This is a genomic window from Streptomyces canus (assembly GCF_041435015.1).
GTDB lineage: Bacteria > Actinomycetota > Actinomycetes > Streptomycetales > Streptomycetaceae > Streptomyces > Streptomyces canus_G.
The window spans coordinates 468,727-483,888 of record NZ_CP107989.1 but is presented as its reverse complement, the minus strand read 5'-3'; the positions used below and the strand labels follow the sequence as shown (position 1 = coordinate 483,888).

General features: G+C 70.8%; 16 protein-coding genes. 8 read left to right on the top strand and 8 right to left on the bottom strand.

Annotated elements, in window-relative coordinates; genetic code table 11:
• Positions 1-103: 103 nt before the first annotated feature.
• Genes OG841_RS02315 through OG841_RS02285 form a run of 7 tightly spaced genes read left to right on the top strand, consistent with a single transcriptional unit; the run spans position 104 to position 7,052 of the window.
• Positions 104-1,426, top strand: a complete 1,323-nt coding sequence (locus OG841_RS02315; RefSeq protein WP_328643035.1) for a phenylacetate--CoA ligase family protein — start codon at positions 104-106, stop codon at positions 1,424-1,426.
• Positions 1,426-2,136, top strand: a complete 711-nt coding sequence (locus tag OG841_RS02310; RefSeq protein WP_328643036.1) for a hypothetical protein — start codon at positions 1,426-1,428, stop codon at positions 2,134-2,136. Before OG841_RS02315 ends, OG841_RS02310 begins: the two co-directional genes overlap by 1 nt.
• A 23-nt stretch (positions 2,137-2,159) precedes the next feature.
• Positions 2,160-3,071, top strand: a complete 912-nt coding sequence (locus tag OG841_RS02305) for an SDR family oxidoreductase (RefSeq protein WP_328643037.1) — start codon at positions 2,160-2,162, stop codon at positions 3,069-3,071.
• A 1-nt stretch (position 3,072) separates the two neighbouring features.
• Positions 3,073-3,531 (top strand): Zn-ribbon domain-containing OB-fold protein, encoded by a 459-nt coding sequence (locus OG841_RS02300; RefSeq protein ID WP_328643038.1) that lies wholly within the window; start codon positions 3,073-3,075, stop codon positions 3,529-3,531.
• The gene (locus OG841_RS02295; protein ID WP_328643039.1) at positions 3,528-4,676 is read left to right on the top strand and encodes a thiolase family protein; all 1,149 of its coding nucleotides are present in this window, start codon (positions 3,528-3,530) and stop codon (positions 4,674-4,676) included. The genes OG841_RS02300 and OG841_RS02295 overlap by 4 nt, the downstream gene beginning before the upstream one ends.
• 16 nt (positions 4,677-4,692) lie before the next feature.
• Positions 4,693-5,940: an acyl-CoA dehydrogenase family protein gene (locus OG841_RS02290; RefSeq protein ID WP_328643040.1), complete on the top strand. Its 1,248-nt coding sequence runs from the start codon at positions 4,693-4,695 to the stop codon at positions 5,938-5,940.
• The gene (locus tag OG841_RS02285) at positions 5,937-7,052 is read left to right on the top strand and encodes an acyl-CoA dehydrogenase family protein (RefSeq protein ID WP_328643041.1); all 1,116 of its coding nucleotides are present in this window, start codon (positions 5,937-5,939) and stop codon (positions 7,050-7,052) included. Before OG841_RS02290 ends, OG841_RS02285 begins: the two co-directional genes overlap by 4 nt.
• Positions 7,053-7,126: 74 nt before the next feature.
• On the opposite strand, the gene OG841_RS02280 is transcribed toward OG841_RS02285, so the two are convergent.
• On the bottom strand, positions 7,127-8,443 hold the full coding sequence (locus OG841_RS02280; RefSeq protein ID WP_328643042.1) for a cation:proton antiporter: 1,317 nt from the start codon (positions 8,441-8,443) through the stop codon (positions 7,127-7,129).
• 824 nt (positions 8,444-9,267) lie between these two features.
• On the opposite strand from OG841_RS02280, the gene OG841_RS02275 reads away from it, so the two are divergent.
• On the top strand, positions 9,268-9,444 hold the full coding sequence (locus OG841_RS02275) for a hypothetical protein (protein WP_371562955.1): 177 nt from the start codon (positions 9,268-9,270) through the stop codon (positions 9,442-9,444).
• 429 nt (positions 9,445-9,873) lie between these two features.
• On the opposite strand, the gene OG841_RS02270 is transcribed toward OG841_RS02275, so the two are convergent.
• From OG841_RS02270 to OG841_RS02240, 7 genes are all read right to left on the bottom strand, one after another.
• Complete coding sequence (locus tag OG841_RS02270) at positions 9,874-10,290, bottom strand: SHOCT domain-containing protein (protein WP_371562952.1); 417 nt, start codon at positions 10,288-10,290, stop codon at positions 9,874-9,876.
• A gap of 115 nt (positions 10,291-10,405) precedes the next feature.
• Positions 10,406-10,753, bottom strand: a complete 348-nt coding sequence (locus tag OG841_RS02265; protein WP_328643044.1) for a carboxymuconolactone decarboxylase family protein — start codon at positions 10,751-10,753, stop codon at positions 10,406-10,408.
• A 380-nt stretch (positions 10,754-11,133) separates the two neighbouring features.
• A complete protein-coding gene (locus OG841_RS02260; RefSeq protein WP_365116006.1) occupies positions 11,134-11,328 on the bottom strand; it encodes a hypothetical protein in 195 nt (64 codons plus the stop codon).
• 32 nt (positions 11,329-11,360) lie between these two features.
• Positions 11,361-12,518 carry an acyl-CoA dehydrogenase family protein gene (locus OG841_RS02255; protein ID WP_328643046.1) on the bottom strand — a complete coding sequence of 386 codons (1,158 nt, stop codon included), beginning with the start codon at positions 12,516-12,518 and terminating at the stop codon, positions 11,361-11,363.
• A gap of 30 nt (positions 12,519-12,548) precedes the next feature.
• The gene (locus OG841_RS02250) at positions 12,549-13,061 is read right to left on the bottom strand and encodes a DoxX family protein (protein ID WP_328643047.1); all 513 of its coding nucleotides are present in this window, start codon (positions 13,059-13,061) and stop codon (positions 12,549-12,551) included.
• Positions 13,058-13,969, bottom strand: a complete 912-nt coding sequence (locus tag OG841_RS02245) for an SDR family NAD(P)-dependent oxidoreductase (RefSeq protein ID WP_371562946.1) — start codon at positions 13,967-13,969, stop codon at positions 13,058-13,060. Before OG841_RS02245 ends, OG841_RS02250 begins: the two co-directional genes overlap by 4 nt.
• Before the next feature lie 23 nt (positions 13,970-13,992).
• Complete coding sequence (locus OG841_RS02240; protein ID WP_328643049.1) at positions 13,993-15,147, bottom strand: CaiB/BaiF CoA transferase family protein; 1,155 nt, start codon at positions 15,145-15,147, stop codon at positions 13,993-13,995.
• Positions 15,148-15,162: the final 15 nt, after the last annotated feature.

Here is a 15,162-nt window from a genome sequence, read left to right as displayed (position 1 = left end):
ATATAGATCGGTGGAGCGCGAGCCTCGGGCTCAATCCGTCGAATTGGTTGACTGATTGCGCTGATAGCTGGAAGATCTGGGCACTGAGCCGCGAGGAGGCGCCATGGTCGGTGACAGGGACACCGCTGACAGGTACTTCGAGCCCCAGGTGGAGACCATGCCCCGCGAGGAACTGCGCGCGCGGCAGGAGAAACAGCTCCTGGAGCTCGTGGAGTACGCCTACGCCAACTCGGCCTTCTACCGCGAGCTGTGGGACGAACACGGGACCCACCCGCGTGACATCCGCTCCCTGGAGGACTTCCGGGCACGCATCCCGTTCATCACCAAGGACATGATCCGCGCCTACCGCAGCCGCACCGGCGATCCCTTCGCCGGCCTGCTCTGCGTCCCGGTCGAGGAGCTGACCTCCGTCTCCTCCAGTTCCGGAACCACCGGCGACCCGGAGTTCTTCGCCGAGATCTGGCAGGACGCCCCACCCCTGGTGACCGCGCAGGTACGGGACCTGTGGGAACTGGGCCTGAGGCCCGGCGACCGGGTCCTGAGCCCGCCCGGCACCTTCCGCAACTTCATGGACGCCGGATTCCAGGCGCTGGGCGCGGTGGTCATCGAGGTGGACACCTGGATGGGCAACATGCCCGAGGTCGTCGAGGCCCTGCGCACCTACCGCCCCGCCTACCTGCAGATGATGTATCCGCAGATGGTGGAGCTGGAGCACCTGGCCGAGAAGACCGACCTGAGGGAGGCCTTCTCCTCCCTCAAGGGCGCCTCCTGCGCCGGCCAGCCCCTGAGCCGGAAGATGCGCGAGCGGATCCGCGACGACTGGGGCATCGACGTCTACGAGTACACCAGCGCCGCCGACACCGGCACCGCCTGGGAGTGCCGCGAGCACGACGGCTTCCACCTCTGGGAGGACACCGTCTTCGCCGAGTGCGTCGAGGTCGACGAGCACGGCTGGCACGACGTCCCCGAGAGCGACCTCGGCGAACTCGTCGCCACAGACCTCGACAACCGGGCCGCGCCGCTGATCCGTTACCGCAGCGAGGACCTCGTCCGCCTCTCCCGCGACACCTGCGGCTGCGGCCGCACCCACGCCCGTATGTGGGTGGCCGGGCGGCGCGGTGACGAGACGGTGGTCCAGGGACGCTCCGTCGTCCTGCGGGACGTCTGGCAGGCGGTCGAGGACCAGCCGGAGACCGTCGCCGGCGTCTTCCAGATCGTCCGGGACCGACGCGAGGTCGACGAACTGCGGCTGCGCGTCGGCTACGACCCCCATCTCACCGGCGACGTCGACGCCCTGGCCGGACGCCTGAGCGAGGCCGTGCGCGAACGGACCGGAGTCAAGCCGGTGCTCGACATGCGCACCGAGGAGGACCTGTTGAAGACCATGACCAGCGTCGCCAAGTTCCCCCGGGTGGTGAAGACCTGATGGCCCGCGCCGACACCCTGGCCCGTGCCAGGACGCTCGACCGCCCCGAACTCGCCTACCTCCTGCGCTTCCCCACCGCCGACGGCATGCGGGACCTGGAGCTGACCTGGGCGGAACTCGCCCGCGACACCGAGTGGGCCACCGCACGGCTCCGCGAACACGGCCTCGCCGCCGGACAGCGGGCCCTGCTGACCGCCTCCGGCTTCGAGGGCTTCTGGGGACATGCGGTGATCGGCGCCCTGCGCACGCTGAAGGTGCCGTACGGCATCGCCGAGGCGATGGGCTGGGACCACCGCCGCACCGCGGTCTTCCATCGCGAACTGACCCCGCACGCGGTGATCGGCCTGTCGGCGGAGACGCTGGGAGGGCTCGCCGGCACGGCCGACATCGGCGAGATGTTCCGGTCCACGCCCGTCGTGCTGGCCCGGCCCGCCGCCATCCCCCTCCTGCGCGGAGTGGGGGTGACCGCCTCCGTGATCTCGGCGGTGGGACCGGCTCTCGCACTGGAATGCCCCGAGCGCAGCGGCGCACATGTCAACGCCGCCGAATGGCGGTTCGCCGAGCGGGACGGACAGCTGACCGTGGCGGCGGGGGAGGGGCGCACCTCGCCCCTGCCCGAGACGCCGCTCGGCATCACCGGACGCGTCGTCACCGGCCGGTGCGGCTGCGGCAGCGACACCCCGCGAGTCCTGCTCGCCGAGGCCAACTGACCTTTCCGATGGAGGAATTGAGCATGTCTGAAGGAGTGGTCGAAGGCCGGATCGCGGTCGTGACCGGCGCCGGCAACGGGATCGGCCGGGCGCACGCCCTGGCGTTCGCGGCGCACGGGGCGAAGGTCGTCGTGAACGACCTGGGCGGCGGGCGGGACGGCGCGGGCGCATCGGCCGGGCCCGCCCAGAGTGTGGTCGACGAGATCGTCGCGGCCGGTGGTGAGGCGGTGGCCAACACGGACGACATCTCCACCTGGGAGGGCGCCGGCCGGCTCGTCCGACAGGCCGTGGACACCTACGGCGGTCTGGACGTACTGGTCAACAACGCCGGCATCCTGCGCGACCGGATGATCGTGTCGATGACCGAGCGGGACTGGGACAGCGTGATCGCTGTCCACCTCAAGGGCAGCTTCGCCACCCTGCACCACGCGGCCGCGTACTGGCGCGAGCGCGCCAAGTCCGGTCAGGACAACGACGCCCGGGTGATCAACACGACCTCCCCGTCCGGCATCTTCGGCAACCCCGGCCAGTCCAACTACGGCTCGGCGAAGGCCGGCATCGGCAGCCTCACCCTCATCGCCGCCGCCGAACTCGCCCGCTACGGCGTGACGGTGAACGCCATCGCGCCCACCGCGCTGACCCGGCTGACCGACGACATCGAGATGATGAAGCAGGCCGCCGAGAGCCAGGACCTGACCCCTGAGGCCATCTCGCCGCTGGTGGTGTGGCTGGGCTCGGCCGCCTCGCGCGAGGTCACCGGCCGGGTGTTCGGCGTCGTCGGCAACCGCATCACGGTCCTGGAGGGCTGGGTCAACGGCCCCGCCGTGAGTGCCGACACCCGCTGGACGCCGGAGGAGCTGTCCTCCGTCGTCCCGAACCTGGTGGCCAAGGCGGCTCCGAACGCCGACGTCCTGGGCAACCGGAACGGGGCCTGAGATGACGACGGCACAACGCCCGGTCGCCGAGGGCCTGTTCACCTGGCCGCCCGCCGCCGCGCCCCTCCGGCTGATCGGTTCCGAGTGCAGGGTGTGCGGCCTGGTGAGCTTCCCGGCCGCCGCGACCTGCGTCCGGTGCGCGAGCGACGATTCGAAGGAACGGCTCCTGGCGGACCGCGGCACGCTGTGGACGTACACGACCCAGGACTTCCGCCCGCCGTCCCCGCCGTACGACGGCCCCGAGACCTTCGAGCCGTACTCCGTCGGATACATCGAGCTCCCCGGCGAGCTGCTGGTCGAGGCGCGACTGACCGAACCCGACCCGGACAAGCTGCGGATCGGGCAGGACATGCGGCTGACGCTCGTGCCCTACACCGTCCAGGACGACGGCACGGAGGTCATGACGTTCGCGTTCGCCCCGGTCGAGGAATCCACTGAGATCGAGGAGGAGGCGTCATGACCGAGGCCGTCATCATCGGGGTGGGCCTGCACCCCTTCGGCCGGTTCCCCGGCAAGCCCGCGCTGGACATGGGCGCGGACGCGGTACGGCTGGCGCTCGCCGACGCGGGCGTGAACTGGCCGCAGATCCAGGGCGGTTACATCGGCAGCTACGAGGTCGCCAACCCGGACGCGATCGTCGGCAGGCTCGGCCTGACCGGCATACCGATGCGCGGTGTCTTCAACGGCTGCGCGACGGCCGGTACGGCGGTGGCGCTGGCCGCCCGCGCGATCGAGACCGGCGAGCACGACCTGACGATCGCGATCGGCCTGGACAAGCACCCGCGTGGCGCGTTCGCCGCCGACCCGTCCGTGGCAGGCATCCCCTCCTGGTACGGGCAGACCGGGCTCTTCCTCACCACCCACTTCTTCGGCATGAAGATCAACCGCTATATGCACGAGCACGGCATCTCCCACGAGACGCTCGCCCGCGTGGCCTCGAAGAACTTCCGCAACGCGGCCGGGAACGACAAGGCCTGGCGCCGGACGCCCCTGTCGCCCGAGGAGGTCCTCGCCTCGCCGGTCCTCAACTACCCCCTGCGGCAGTTCATGTACTGCGGGCCGAACGAGGGCGCCGCGGCCGTCGTGATGTGCCGGGCCGACCAGGCCCACAAGTACACGACCACCCCCGTACGCGTCCGGGCCACCGCCCTGCGCAGCCGCAGGCTCGGCGCGTTCGAGGTGCAGAGCCCGTCGTTCCCGGTCGGGGAGCCCGTGGACAGCCCGAGCGTGGACGCCTCCCGGGACGCGTACGAACGCGCGGGCATCGGCCCCGAAGACGTCGACGTCGCCCAGCTCCAGGACACCGACGCCGGGTCGGAGATCATCCACATGGCGGAGAACGGCCTCTGCAAGGACGGCGAGCAGGAACGCCTCATCGCTGAGGGTGCCACCGAGATCGGCGGCCGGCTCCCGGTCAACACCGACGGCGGACTCCTCGGCAACGGAGAACCGATCGGCGCGTCCGGACTGCGTCAGATCCACGAGATCGTCCTCCAGCTGCGCGGTACCGCGGGCACGCGCCAGATCCCCGGCACACCGCGCGTCGGCTACACCCACCTGTACGGCGCGCCCGGCGCGTCGGCGGTGACGATCCTCTCGACCTGACAGCGGAGCGAACGCGATGGAATCCGACGACATGCGGGACTTCGCCGCCGAGGCGCGCCGCTTCCTCGACGCGCACGTGGCGAAGGCCCCCGACCGCACCGCCCTCACCTGGGGCGAGGGCGACGACTCGATGGCGTACTTCAGCAGCCTCCCGCTCGAGGAGGAACGGGAGTTCGTGCAACGGGCCCGGGAGTGGCAGCGGATCCGCCACGAGAACGGCTTCGGCTGGATCACGGGACCGGTGGAGTACGGCGGCCGGGGCCTGACCCCCGTCCACGACCTGCTCTACGACGCCATTGAGTCGGAGTACGACGTCGCCGACACCGGTGTGCTCAGCGTGATCGGCCTGGGCATGATCGGGCCGACGATCCTGGCCCACGCCCAGCCCCGCATCAAGGACCGCTGGCTGCCCGCGATGTACCGCGGGGACGCCATCGCCTGCCAGCTGTTCAGCGAACCAGGCGCGGGATCCGACCTGGCGAGCGTGGCGACCCGGGCCGTCCGCGAGGGCGAGGACTGGGTGCTCAACGGGCAGAAGGTGTGGACGTCGGTCGCCCAGCACAGCCAGATCGGCCTCGCTCTGACCCGTACGAACCCGGAAGCGCCCAAGCACCGCGGCATCACGGCGTTCCTCGTCCCCATGGACGCCCCCGGAGTCGAGGTCCGGCCGCTGCGGCAGATGACCGGCGGCGCGGACTTCAACGAGGTCTTCCTCACCGACGTACGCATCCCCGACGACCACCGGCTCGGCGAGGTCGACGGCGGCTGGACGGTCGCCCTGACCACCCTGATGAACGAGCGCGCGACGGTCGGCAGCGAGGGAGTCGGCCCGGTGGCCGCCGCCCTGTCCCCGGACCACCTCTCGGCGCTCATGCGGGCCACCTGGACCTGGGACGACCGGGCCCTGCGCGCCCGCCTCGCCGAACTCCTCGTGGACGTCCTGGCCACCGAACACCTCAACGCCCGCGCCCTCCGCAGGCTGCGCGCGGGGGTCGCGCCGGGCCCCGAGATGTCCGTCTCGAAGCTGATGTACGGCCAGAACCTCACCCGCGCGGCGCACTTCGTGTCCGACGTGCTCGGCCCCCGGATCATCGCCGACACCGGCCAGTGGGGCACGTACGCATGGACCGAACTGCTGCTGGCCACCCCGGCGTTGCGCATCCTCGGCGGCACCGAGGAGATCATGAAGAACATCCTCGCGGAACGCGTCCTCGGCCTGCCCAAGGAACCGGTGACCGCCGCTGCCAAGGAGGTGCGGCCGTGACCGCCGACGAGAGCGAACTGCGGGAACTGCGGGCAGCCGTACGGGAGTTCCTGGAAGCCAAGTCGCCCGAGGAAGCGGTCCGCAAGCTGATGGAGAGCGAGCCGCGCTTCGACCCGGCGGTGTGGTCCCAGGCGGCCGACCAACTGCGCCTGCCGGGCCTGGCGATCCCCGAGGAGTACGGCGGCGACGGCTTCGGACGCGTCGAACTCGGCGTCGTCCTGGAGGAGATGGGCCGCGCACTGTTCTGCGCCCCCTTCTTCGCCACCGTCCTCCTGGCGGCCCAGGCCCTGCTGGCTTCGGGGGACAAGGAGGCCTGTGCGCGCCTCCTGCCCGGTATCGCGGCCGGGCGGACCACGGCCACCCTCGCCGTCGCCGAGGACCACGGCTCCTGGGACCCCGCCATGGTCTCGGCGCGCGCCGTGCCGGACGGCGACGCCGGCTGGACGGTACGCGGCCGCAAGTGCTTCGTCATCGACGGTACGACGGCCGACCTGATCCTCGTCGTCGCCCGTACCGTGGCCGGCCCCACCCTCTTCGCCGTGGAGCGGGACGCCGCGGGACTCGCGGCGGAACCGATGGAGACCTTGGACGCCACCCGGGCCATGGCGCGGCTGACCCTGGACGCCGTGCCCGCGACCCTCGTCGGGGCGGAGGGGGCGGGCGGCCGCATCATGGCCAAGGTCCTCGACATAGCCTCGGTCGGGCTCGCCGCCGAGCAGGCGGGTGGGGCGCGCCGGTGCCTGGAGACGAGCGCGGAGTACGCCCGCGCCCGCCATCAGTTCGGCCGGCCGATCGGTTCCTTCCAGGCGGTCAAGCACAAGTGCGCCGACATGCTCGTCCAGGTGGAACTGGCCGAAGCCGCCTCCCGTGAGGCGGCCCGGCTGGCCGACGAGGGCTCCCCGGACTTCCCGGTCGCCGCGACCGTGGCCCACGCCTGCTGCTCACGGGCGTACATGATCGCCGCCATGGAGAACATCCAGGTCCACGGCGGCATCGGCTTCACCTGGGAACACCCGGCCCACCTGTACTTCCGGCGGGCCAAGTCCTCGCAGCTGCTGTTCGGCGGCCCGGCGGTGTACCACGAGCGGTTGCTGGACCGGCTCGGGATCTGACCGTCCCTAGGGCGGGCGGGCCACACCGTACGAGCCGGGCGACAGCGCGCGGAGCGAGTACGGGACCCGTGCCATCACGTCTCGGGCCGGTCCAGGGAGCCGAGCCTGCGGCGCCCGGGGGCCTCAGGTACGGGTGCCTTCTCCCGCAGGCCGCGGGTGGCGGCAGCGGCCTTCTCGTACCAGCGGCCGTACCGCTCAGCGAGGGTCACGGCCGAGACGCCGTGCAGGAGGACACTCAGGCCGACGGTGATCGCGACCACTCTGCCCAGCAGTTCCACCCCTGGAACGTGTTCCTCCGCCACGAGCAGCGCCAGCACGACGGACGCGAGACCGCGCGGCCCGAACCACCCGATGTACGTCACCGTGGGCGACCGGAGTCCGCTCCCTGCGAGCGAGAGGGCCACGGGCAGCATCCTGACCACGGTGAGGCTGAGCACCGCGTAAAGGACGATCCGCCAGCTCAGGTGCTCCAGCGCAGGACCGAGGAGCACCGCTCCGAAGACCAGAAGACTGATCGACGCCAGGAGTCCGCCGAGATTCTCGGCGAAGTCGGAGGTGTGGTCCGGGTGTGCCTCCTCCTCGCCGCCGGTCCGGTAACGGCGCAGGGCGAACCCGAAGGCGAACCCGGCCACCCAGGCCGCGATGAAGCCGCTGCCGTCCGTCAGGACGCCGAGTTCGTACGACGCCGCGGCGACGGCCAGCAGATAGACCTGCCGCCACTCCCGTGTGACCCACCCTCTGGCCCGAGTCCACTGCAGCAGACGACCGCCCAGCCCACCGACCAGAAGCCCCAGCGCGGTGCTCAGCACGAGTGCGCGCCAGAAGACACCTGCCGCACCCTCGTCCGCATAGTGCGTGCCCGGGATGGCGGCGAGGAACACGACGAAGAACGGCAGCACCATGCCGTCGTTCAGGCCGCTTTCCACATTCAGTCCATGCCGTACGAGCGCCGGGACCCGGGGATTGGAGATCGCCGTCTTTCCGAGGGCGGCGTCTGTAGGGGCGAGGATCGCGCCGACGAGTGCGAGCTCCCACACCGTCAGCCCCGGCAGCAGGGGCCAGGCAAGCAGCCAGCCCGCCCCGATACTCAGCGGCAGTCCGAAGCCCAGCAGACGGCCCGGCAGAAAGCCCCCGGCCGCGAGGTCCCGTCTGCGCACGGTCATGGCATCGGTGAACAGCACGAGGGTCAGCGTGGCCTCGAGGAGCGTGGTGATCGGTGCGGTGTCGTGCTCCAGGTCGACGATGTCGAGCACGGCCGGCCCGATGAGGATCCCGGCGCCGACGAACACGATCGCCGACGACAGGGGCGTCGAGGACAGCCGACGCGAAACCAGTGCGTACGCGGCGGTGACGCCCGCCACCGCCACAACGGTCCAGCCGCCACTGCTCATGCTCCGACCCTTCGGATCAACCCTGCGGATTGTCGACTCCTGCGGCAGCCCCGCTGATCCCCCTTGGACGCGCCGCTCGCCTCCTTCTACAGGTCGACGAAGGACTGCGCGCCGACATCGACGAGGACACGCCGGACGGCCGCCGTCCCGGCCGACGCGAGCCAACAGCGGCTCGGCGAGCATGCCTGGCTGCCCTGGGAACAGCACAGCCACGTCGGCCTCATCCGCTGCAAGCTGTGCTCGCGGCGTCTTCCGGAGACAGGCGGACCGGTGTGCCAGTCGGATTGACGTGGGCGGTTGCACGCGGCAAGGATCCAGGGCGGGCCGGTCCTGTGTCCGATGGAAGAGGGGACTTGCGTCGGCCGAAACGGCGGCCGACCTGCTCCCGGCGCCGGCCCGCGATGACCAGGTCGGCCGACTGCCGCTTGACGTCGCATTCCCACAGCCCGGGCAGCCTCGCGTCGAAGTTGCTACGCCGCAGTGGCGTCCGCCGCCGCCACACGGGTCCAGGCGCCACCTGGCCGCAGCCGGCCTGCGCCGGTGGGTGACTGGCGGACTCCAGGCGCAGTTCCCGATATTCCGGGGGTGGGCAGCGGCCGAAGTCACCCTTTCGGCGGGCCATCGGGAGCGAGGTGGCGTCGTTGGGACGGTATGGCGGTGCAGCACGGTGATCAGCTTTGTCGGCGTGAGGGTGCTCGCCGCGAGCTGAGTACCGATGTGATCGTGCATTGCGCGGCCTGTGGGACTGATGCTGCGCTGGTTGCAGACCGGGTCGGCGATCTGACGGACAACGTTCAGGGCGAGGTCACCCGGCGGAGGTGCACATGAGTGGTTCGGATGGACTGGCCTGGGCTCCGGAGGGGCGGACCAGGCTCTGCCGGTTGCTGCGCGACCAACTCGTCGAAGCGATCGATGTCATCCGCTCGCAGGCGGCGGTCGGGCCGACAGCCCCCGGTCTTGAACTGGTGGATGAGAGGCCGGTCCAGGTGCCCCGCAGCTGAGGGTGGTAGGTGGGCGACCGTTGTCCGTCGGCGTTCATGCGGACGTCATCCCCGATGACGGGCTCCATGACCGCTGGGCCGGCGTCGAGAGTGTGAGCACCTTCGGAGCCGCAGTGGAGTGTAGGACGACCGCAGATGTCCTCGAGCCAGCTTCTTCGCGTGGAAGCTGACCGGCGAACTCGTCCGATGTGATGCTGTCGCCCCCGATTCGGTGCAGAGCCTCAGCGCGGCGCTGGTGGACTGCGGGCGTGGTGGCTGATGGTTTTGTACGCCGGGTTGGCGAGGGAGTCCGCTGCCGTCACAGCTGCGTGGGCTCATTGCCGCCCCTGGGCCCCACAGCCGACCCGGCCCCTGCCACAGCCAGGGCCCCCGTATCGTCGCGGGCCCGGTGAACGGGCGCACAGACGTGGCATGTGGTGCGTCCGGTTGCTAGTGGAGGACCTTCTCCTTGGCCCGGCGGTATTCCTCGTCGGAGATGTCGCCACGGGCCCGGACCTCCGAGAGCTTGGCCAGTTGATCCGCCTCGCTCGCGGGCCCTGTGGTGCCGGTGGTCTCGCGGACGTACTGGTTCGTCGCTTCCAACTTGGCCCTGGTGTGCTCCTGTTCACGCTTGCCCATGTCCTTGCCCCGGGCGATGAGGTAGACGAAGACGCCCAGGAAGGGGAGGACGATCGTGAAGACCAGCCATCCCGTCTTGGCCCAGCCGTTCATGGAGTCGTCGCGGAAGATGTCGACGACGACGCGGAAGAGCAGGAAGATCCACATGACCCACAGGAAGATCCACATGACCGTCCAGAAGGCGCCCAGTACCGGGTAGTCGTAGGCCAGGTTCACATAGCTGTCCATCGCGTCTCCTGTTTGGTGTCTCGGCCGTGCCGAGGTCGCAGTGCGTGCGAGAGGAAGGGCCGCAGGCCCCATGGCGAGCCCGGGGCCAGGGCTTGCCACCCCGGCCGGGGCGGGGTCACTGCTCCTCTTCTCCGGGGAGTTCCAGGCCGAATGCGTCGCCGATGGCGCGGGCGGCGGACACGATCCGTGCGCTGCCCACTACGGGGGCGATCGCCACGAGCGTTCCCTGGATCTTCTCCAGCGGCATACCGATCTCCGCTGCGGTGCCGATGTTGAGCAGGTACGAGGGGGCAGAGGCGTCCATGGCCACCAGAGCCGCGATGCGTGCCAGCAGGTACGTCTCCTGATCCAGCCCGGACCGCTCGAACGTGTCGAGCGTCATCTGGACCAGCGTCTCGAAGACGGGAGCGTCCGCTTCGGCGATGGCGGCGACGCCGCCCGCGCCTGTCTCTTGCTTGGCCATTTCGTGCTCCTTGTCTGGCGGTCGGAGTGCCGTACGTATTCAGGAGACTCCAGCCCGCACCGGACGGCATCACCCGGAGGGGATGAGTCGCTGACCATCGGCGTTGGCGTGTCCTGCTGTGCCGAAGACCGCGGAGAGGCAACAGGGCGAGCGCGTCGTCGGCGATGGTGATGCCGGTGGTCCACTTGCTGTGCGCGCCCAGCCATCGGCCGGTGGTGCCGGCGCGCGCTATGGTCCGGCCCGTGGCCCTGGTTCCGCTCGACGCGGGCTGACTCCGCGACATCGATTCCCCTCGATACTGATCACGCAGAGGAAGAAGCAGTTACTCGCCGGCGCCTCCGACATGCCGCGCATGGCGGCATGAGCCGCTGGGGCGGGCCTCACAGGTCACGTTGTGCGCCGATGACCAGGGTGCTGGAGGACAGAAGCGGCGGGCAGGGGGCATGGGCGAGGAGATCTGGGAGGATCGGTCGGAGGGATGCGGCGAGCGGCTGCTGGTCCTGCTGCTGGAACGGGGCCGGCGTCTGCCGCCACAGCGCGAGGCCGTCTTCGTCACTCGGCGAGGTGTCGGTCATGCGCCGAGAACGACACACCCCGGCAGGCGGGTTCAGCCGCGCGCCGCCTCGCCCAGCAGCGCCTTCGCGATGATGACCTGCTGGATCTGGCTGGTGCCCTCGTAGATGCGGAACAGCCGGGCGTCGCGGTAGAAGCGCTCGACGGCGACCCCGCGCATGTAGCCCGCACCGCCATGGATCTGCACGGCGCGGTCCGCGACCCGCCACACCATCTCGCTGGCGAAGTACTTCGTGCAGGACGGGCCGATCTTGGTGTCCGTCCCGGCGTCGAAGGCGCGGGCGGCCTCCAGGACGGTGGCGCGTCCGGCGTAGTAGTCGGTCTGCGAGTCGGCGATCAGGCCCTGGACGAGCTGGAAGGAGCCGATGAGCTTCCCGGACTGCTTGCGGGTGCTCGCGTAGGCGACCGACTCGTCGACCAGGCGCTCGGCCATGCCGACCATCAGCGCGGAGATGTGCACCCGCCCGTGGGCGATGCAGCCCATCGCCGTGGAGAAGCCACGGTTGAGGCCGGCGTCGCCGCCGACGAGGGCGGAGGCCGGCACGCGGACGTCGTCGAAGAAGACGTCGGCGGTCCAGGCGCCGAACTGGCCCATCTTGTGGTCCTTGGGAGCCACGGTGAGGCCCGGCGTTCCGGCCGGGACCAGGAAGGTGGAGATGCCCCGGGTGCGCGGGGCATCGGGGTCGGTGCGGGCGAAGACCATGAAGACGTCGGCGAGCGGGGCGTTGGTGATGTACCGCTTGGCGCCGTTGATCACCCAGTCGTCGCCGTCCAGATGGGCGCGCGTGGTGAGCGTCGACGGGTCGGACCCGGCCTCGGGTTCGGTGAGCGCGAACGACGCCAGTACGTCACCGGAGGCGATCCTCGGCAGCCATTCCGCCTTCTGTTCCTCGGTGCCGCCCACCATGAGGACATGACCCGCGATGCCGTTGTTCGTGCCGAACATCGAACGCAGCGACGGGGTCGTGTAGCCCAGCTCGAACATCAGCTGGGCCTCCTCGAGCATCGACAGACCCAGTCCGCCGTACTCCTCGGGCAGCGCGAAGCCGAACAGGCCCATCTTCTTGGCCGCCTCGCGGATGTCCGCGGGCATCTCGTCCTTCTCGTCGATCTCCGCCTCGAGCGGCACGACACGGTCCCTGACGAAACGCCGGACCTCGGACAGCACCGCGCTGAAGTCAGCCGCGTCCATGTCGACTCTCCCTTGTTGCCCTTATCGGTCTCATTGATCTGTCCCGTCCGGTTTCTGCTGCGGCCGGTAGCACAGCGCCAGCAGCGCCGCCGCGCTCGCCGTGCCGACTCCGGCCGCCAGCAACGCGTGTCGGCTGCCCGCGTGTTGGCGGCGCAGCAGGCCGTCCAGCGAGTACCGTCCGTTGCCCAGCGCGGCCAGTGCGACGGCCGCGCCGCCCACGACACCGGCGTACTCCCAGCCGCCCTTGAAGACGAAGAAGCCCTTGCCGCGGTGGTCGGTCCGCGCGGCCACGGTCATCAGGCCGACGGCCGCCGCGGCGGGGAGCGGGTTGGCCGCGCCGAGCGCGATGCCCACCCCGGCCGCCATCTCGGTGCCCGCCGCCATCCGGGCGTGCACCTCGGCCGGCTTGAGGCCCAGCGCCTCGAACCAGCCCGTGGTGCCCTTGAGCCCGCCCGGTCCGGCGACCTTGTTCCAGCCGTGCGCGAAGAGCATCGGGCCGAGGGTCGCGCGCAGCGCGAGGGCGGCGGCGTCGTGGCCCTTCACTGGCCGACGCCCGTCGCCCGGCCGACGGGGACGGCGCCGTACAACTGCGGTACCGCGTCGACGAGCTCGTCGTAGGTGAGGGCCTGCCCCGACTGGCTCGGGTGGACGGCGGCGACCGTCCAGCCCTGCAGCCGGTTCAGCCGGTTGCCCTCGATGCGCAGGACCTGACCGGTCAGCCAGGCCGCGCTGTCGGAGGCCAGGTAGACGACGACCCCGGAGGCGTTGGCGGGATCGCGCGGGTCGAAGCCCTCGGTGGCCTGGAGGGACTCGCCGACGGCCAGCCCATCCGTCATCCGCGTGGCCGCGATCGGCGAGATGGCGTTCGCGGTCACGCCGTAGCGGCGCATCTCCAGGGCGGTCAGGACGGTGAGCCCGGCTATTCCGGCCTTCGCGGCCCCGTAGTTGGACTGGCCCTGGTTGCCGAACAGGCCGGTCCCGGACGTCGTGTTGATGACCCGGCCGGCGACCCGCTCGCCGCGCTTCGACGCCTCTCGCCAGTACGCGCACGCGTGCCGGGTGAGCGCGAAAGTGCCCTTCAGGTGCACCGCGATGACGGAGTCGAATTCCGCCTCGGTCATCGAGAACAGCATCCGGTCGCGCACGATGCCCGCGTTGTTCACGACGATGTCGAGGTGGCCGAACTCCGCGACGGTGTCCGCGACCATGGTCTCGGTCGCCGCCCAGTCGGTCACCGAGGAGTGGTTGGCGATCGCCCGGCCGCCGAGCTTGGTGATCTCGGCGACGACCTCGTCGGCGGGGGAGTCGCCGGTCTGCTCGCCGTGTATGCCCGAGCCGAGGTCGTTCACGACCACGGTCGCGCCGGCCTCGGCGAGCGCCAGACAGTGCGCCCGGCCAAGGCCTCTGCCGCCGCCGGTGACGATGGCGACCTTGTCGTCGAGGATGCCCACGCCGTACCTCCAGATATATGAGTTCAGTTGAGTTCGCGGAGCACTTCGTCGGTGTGCTCGCCGAGCGTCGGCGCGCCGCCACGCGGTTTCTCGTCGACGCCCCAGAAGGCGACGGGGGTCGCCACCGTCCGCAGCGGCGGGGCGTCCCCCATGCCCGGCTGTTCGACGAACGCCCCGACCGCCTCCGCCTGCGGATCGGCCGCCACCTCCGCCAGGGTCTGCACGGGCGCCCACCACACGCCCTCGGCGTCGAAGCGCTCGGCCCACTCGTCCAGGGGCCGCTTGGCGAACTCCTCGTCGAACTCGGCGATCAGCTCGCGTACGTGCCCGCGCCGGGCCTTGCCGGTCGCGAACCGCTCGTCCGTCGCCAGGTCCTCGCGGCCGAGTGCCTTGACGACACCGGGCCAGTGCCGGTTGCCCTCCAGACCGACCAGCCAGAACCAGCGGTCGTCGGCGGCCCGGTAGGAGTTGTAGAGCGGCGACTCGTGCTCGGTGCGATGCCGGGTACGGCCGCGCTTGCCGAAGTAGTTCTGCAGGGCGAGGTCGTTTCCGTTGGCGTAGGTGCCGGACCGCAGCAGCGATACGTCCACCACGCCGCCCTCGCCGGTGCGTTCGCGGCGCAGCAGCGCGGCCAGCACTCCGGCGACCAGGTTGGCCGCGGCCGTACGGTCGCCGAGGCCGGGCCGGATGCCGGGCGGTGGCTCCCCGGCCGGGTTGAGCATGGCGGCGATGCCGGGGCGGGCCCAGAACGCCGAGACGTCGTACCCGGCGCGGTCGCGCTCGGCGCCCGTCCAGCCGTAGCCCGTCAACGTGCCGACGACCAGCTGAGAATGACGTTCCCTCAGATCGTCCGGCGCCAGGCCCAGCCTCTCCAGAGCGCCCGGGCGGAGGTTGGTGACGAACACGTCGGCGCGTTCCAGCAGCCGCTCCAGTACGTCCCTGCCCTCCTGCGAGCGCAGGTCGAGGACGATCCCGCGCTTGCCGCGGTTGTCGGTCTCGAACGGGGGAGCGCTGTCGATGTCCTGCCCGACGTGCTTGAGCGTGTACCGGTTGGGGTCGCCGGTCGGCGCCTCCACCTTGATCACGTCCGCGCCCCAGTCGGCGAGCATGGTGGCCGCGGCCGGTGCCGCCACCCACATGCCCAGCTCGACCACGGAATAGCCCTCCAGTGGCCGCACGGGCCCACCTCCAGA

Bases quoted from the DNA above. Each gene is read 5' to 3' on its own strand.
- OG841_RS02315 (WP_328643035.1), top strand. From the start codon at position 104: ATGGTCGGTGACAGGGACACCGCTGACAGGTACTTCGAGCCCCAGGTG.
- OG841_RS02310 (WP_328643036.1), top strand. From the start codon at position 1,426: ATGGCCCGCGCCGACACCCTGGCCCGTGCCAGGACGCTCGACCGCCCC.
- OG841_RS02305 (WP_328643037.1), top strand. From the start codon at position 2,160: ATGTCTGAAGGAGTGGTCGAAGGCCGGATCGCGGTCGTGACCGGCGCC.
- OG841_RS02300 (WP_328643038.1), top strand. From the start codon at position 3,073: ATGACGACGGCACAACGCCCGGTCGCCGAGGGCCTGTTCACCTGGCCG.
- OG841_RS02295 (WP_328643039.1), top strand. From the start codon at position 3,528: ATGACCGAGGCCGTCATCATCGGGGTGGGCCTGCACCCCTTCGGCCGG.
- OG841_RS02290 (WP_328643040.1), top strand. From the start codon at position 4,693: ATGGAATCCGACGACATGCGGGACTTCGCCGCCGAGGCGCGCCGCTTC.
- OG841_RS02280 (WP_328643042.1), bottom strand. From the start codon at position 8,443: ATGAGCAGTGGCGGCTGGACCGTTGTGGCGGTGGCGGGCGTCACCGCC.
- OG841_RS02275 (WP_371562955.1), top strand. From the start codon at position 9,268: ATGAGTGGTTCGGATGGACTGGCCTGGGCTCCGGAGGGGCGGACCAGG.
- OG841_RS02270 (WP_371562952.1), bottom strand. From the start codon at position 10,290: ATGGACAGCTATGTGAACCTGGCCTACGACTACCCGGTACTGGGCGCC.
- OG841_RS02265 (WP_328643044.1), bottom strand. From the start codon at position 10,753: ATGGCCAAGCAAGAGACAGGCGCGGGCGGCGTCGCCGCCATCGCCGAA.
- OG841_RS02260 (WP_365116006.1), bottom strand. From the start codon at position 11,328: ATGACCGACACCTCGCCGAGTGACGAAGACGGCCTCGCGCTGTGGCGG.
- OG841_RS02255 (WP_328643046.1), bottom strand. From the start codon at position 12,518: ATGGACGCGGCTGACTTCAGCGCGGTGCTGTCCGAGGTCCGGCGTTTC.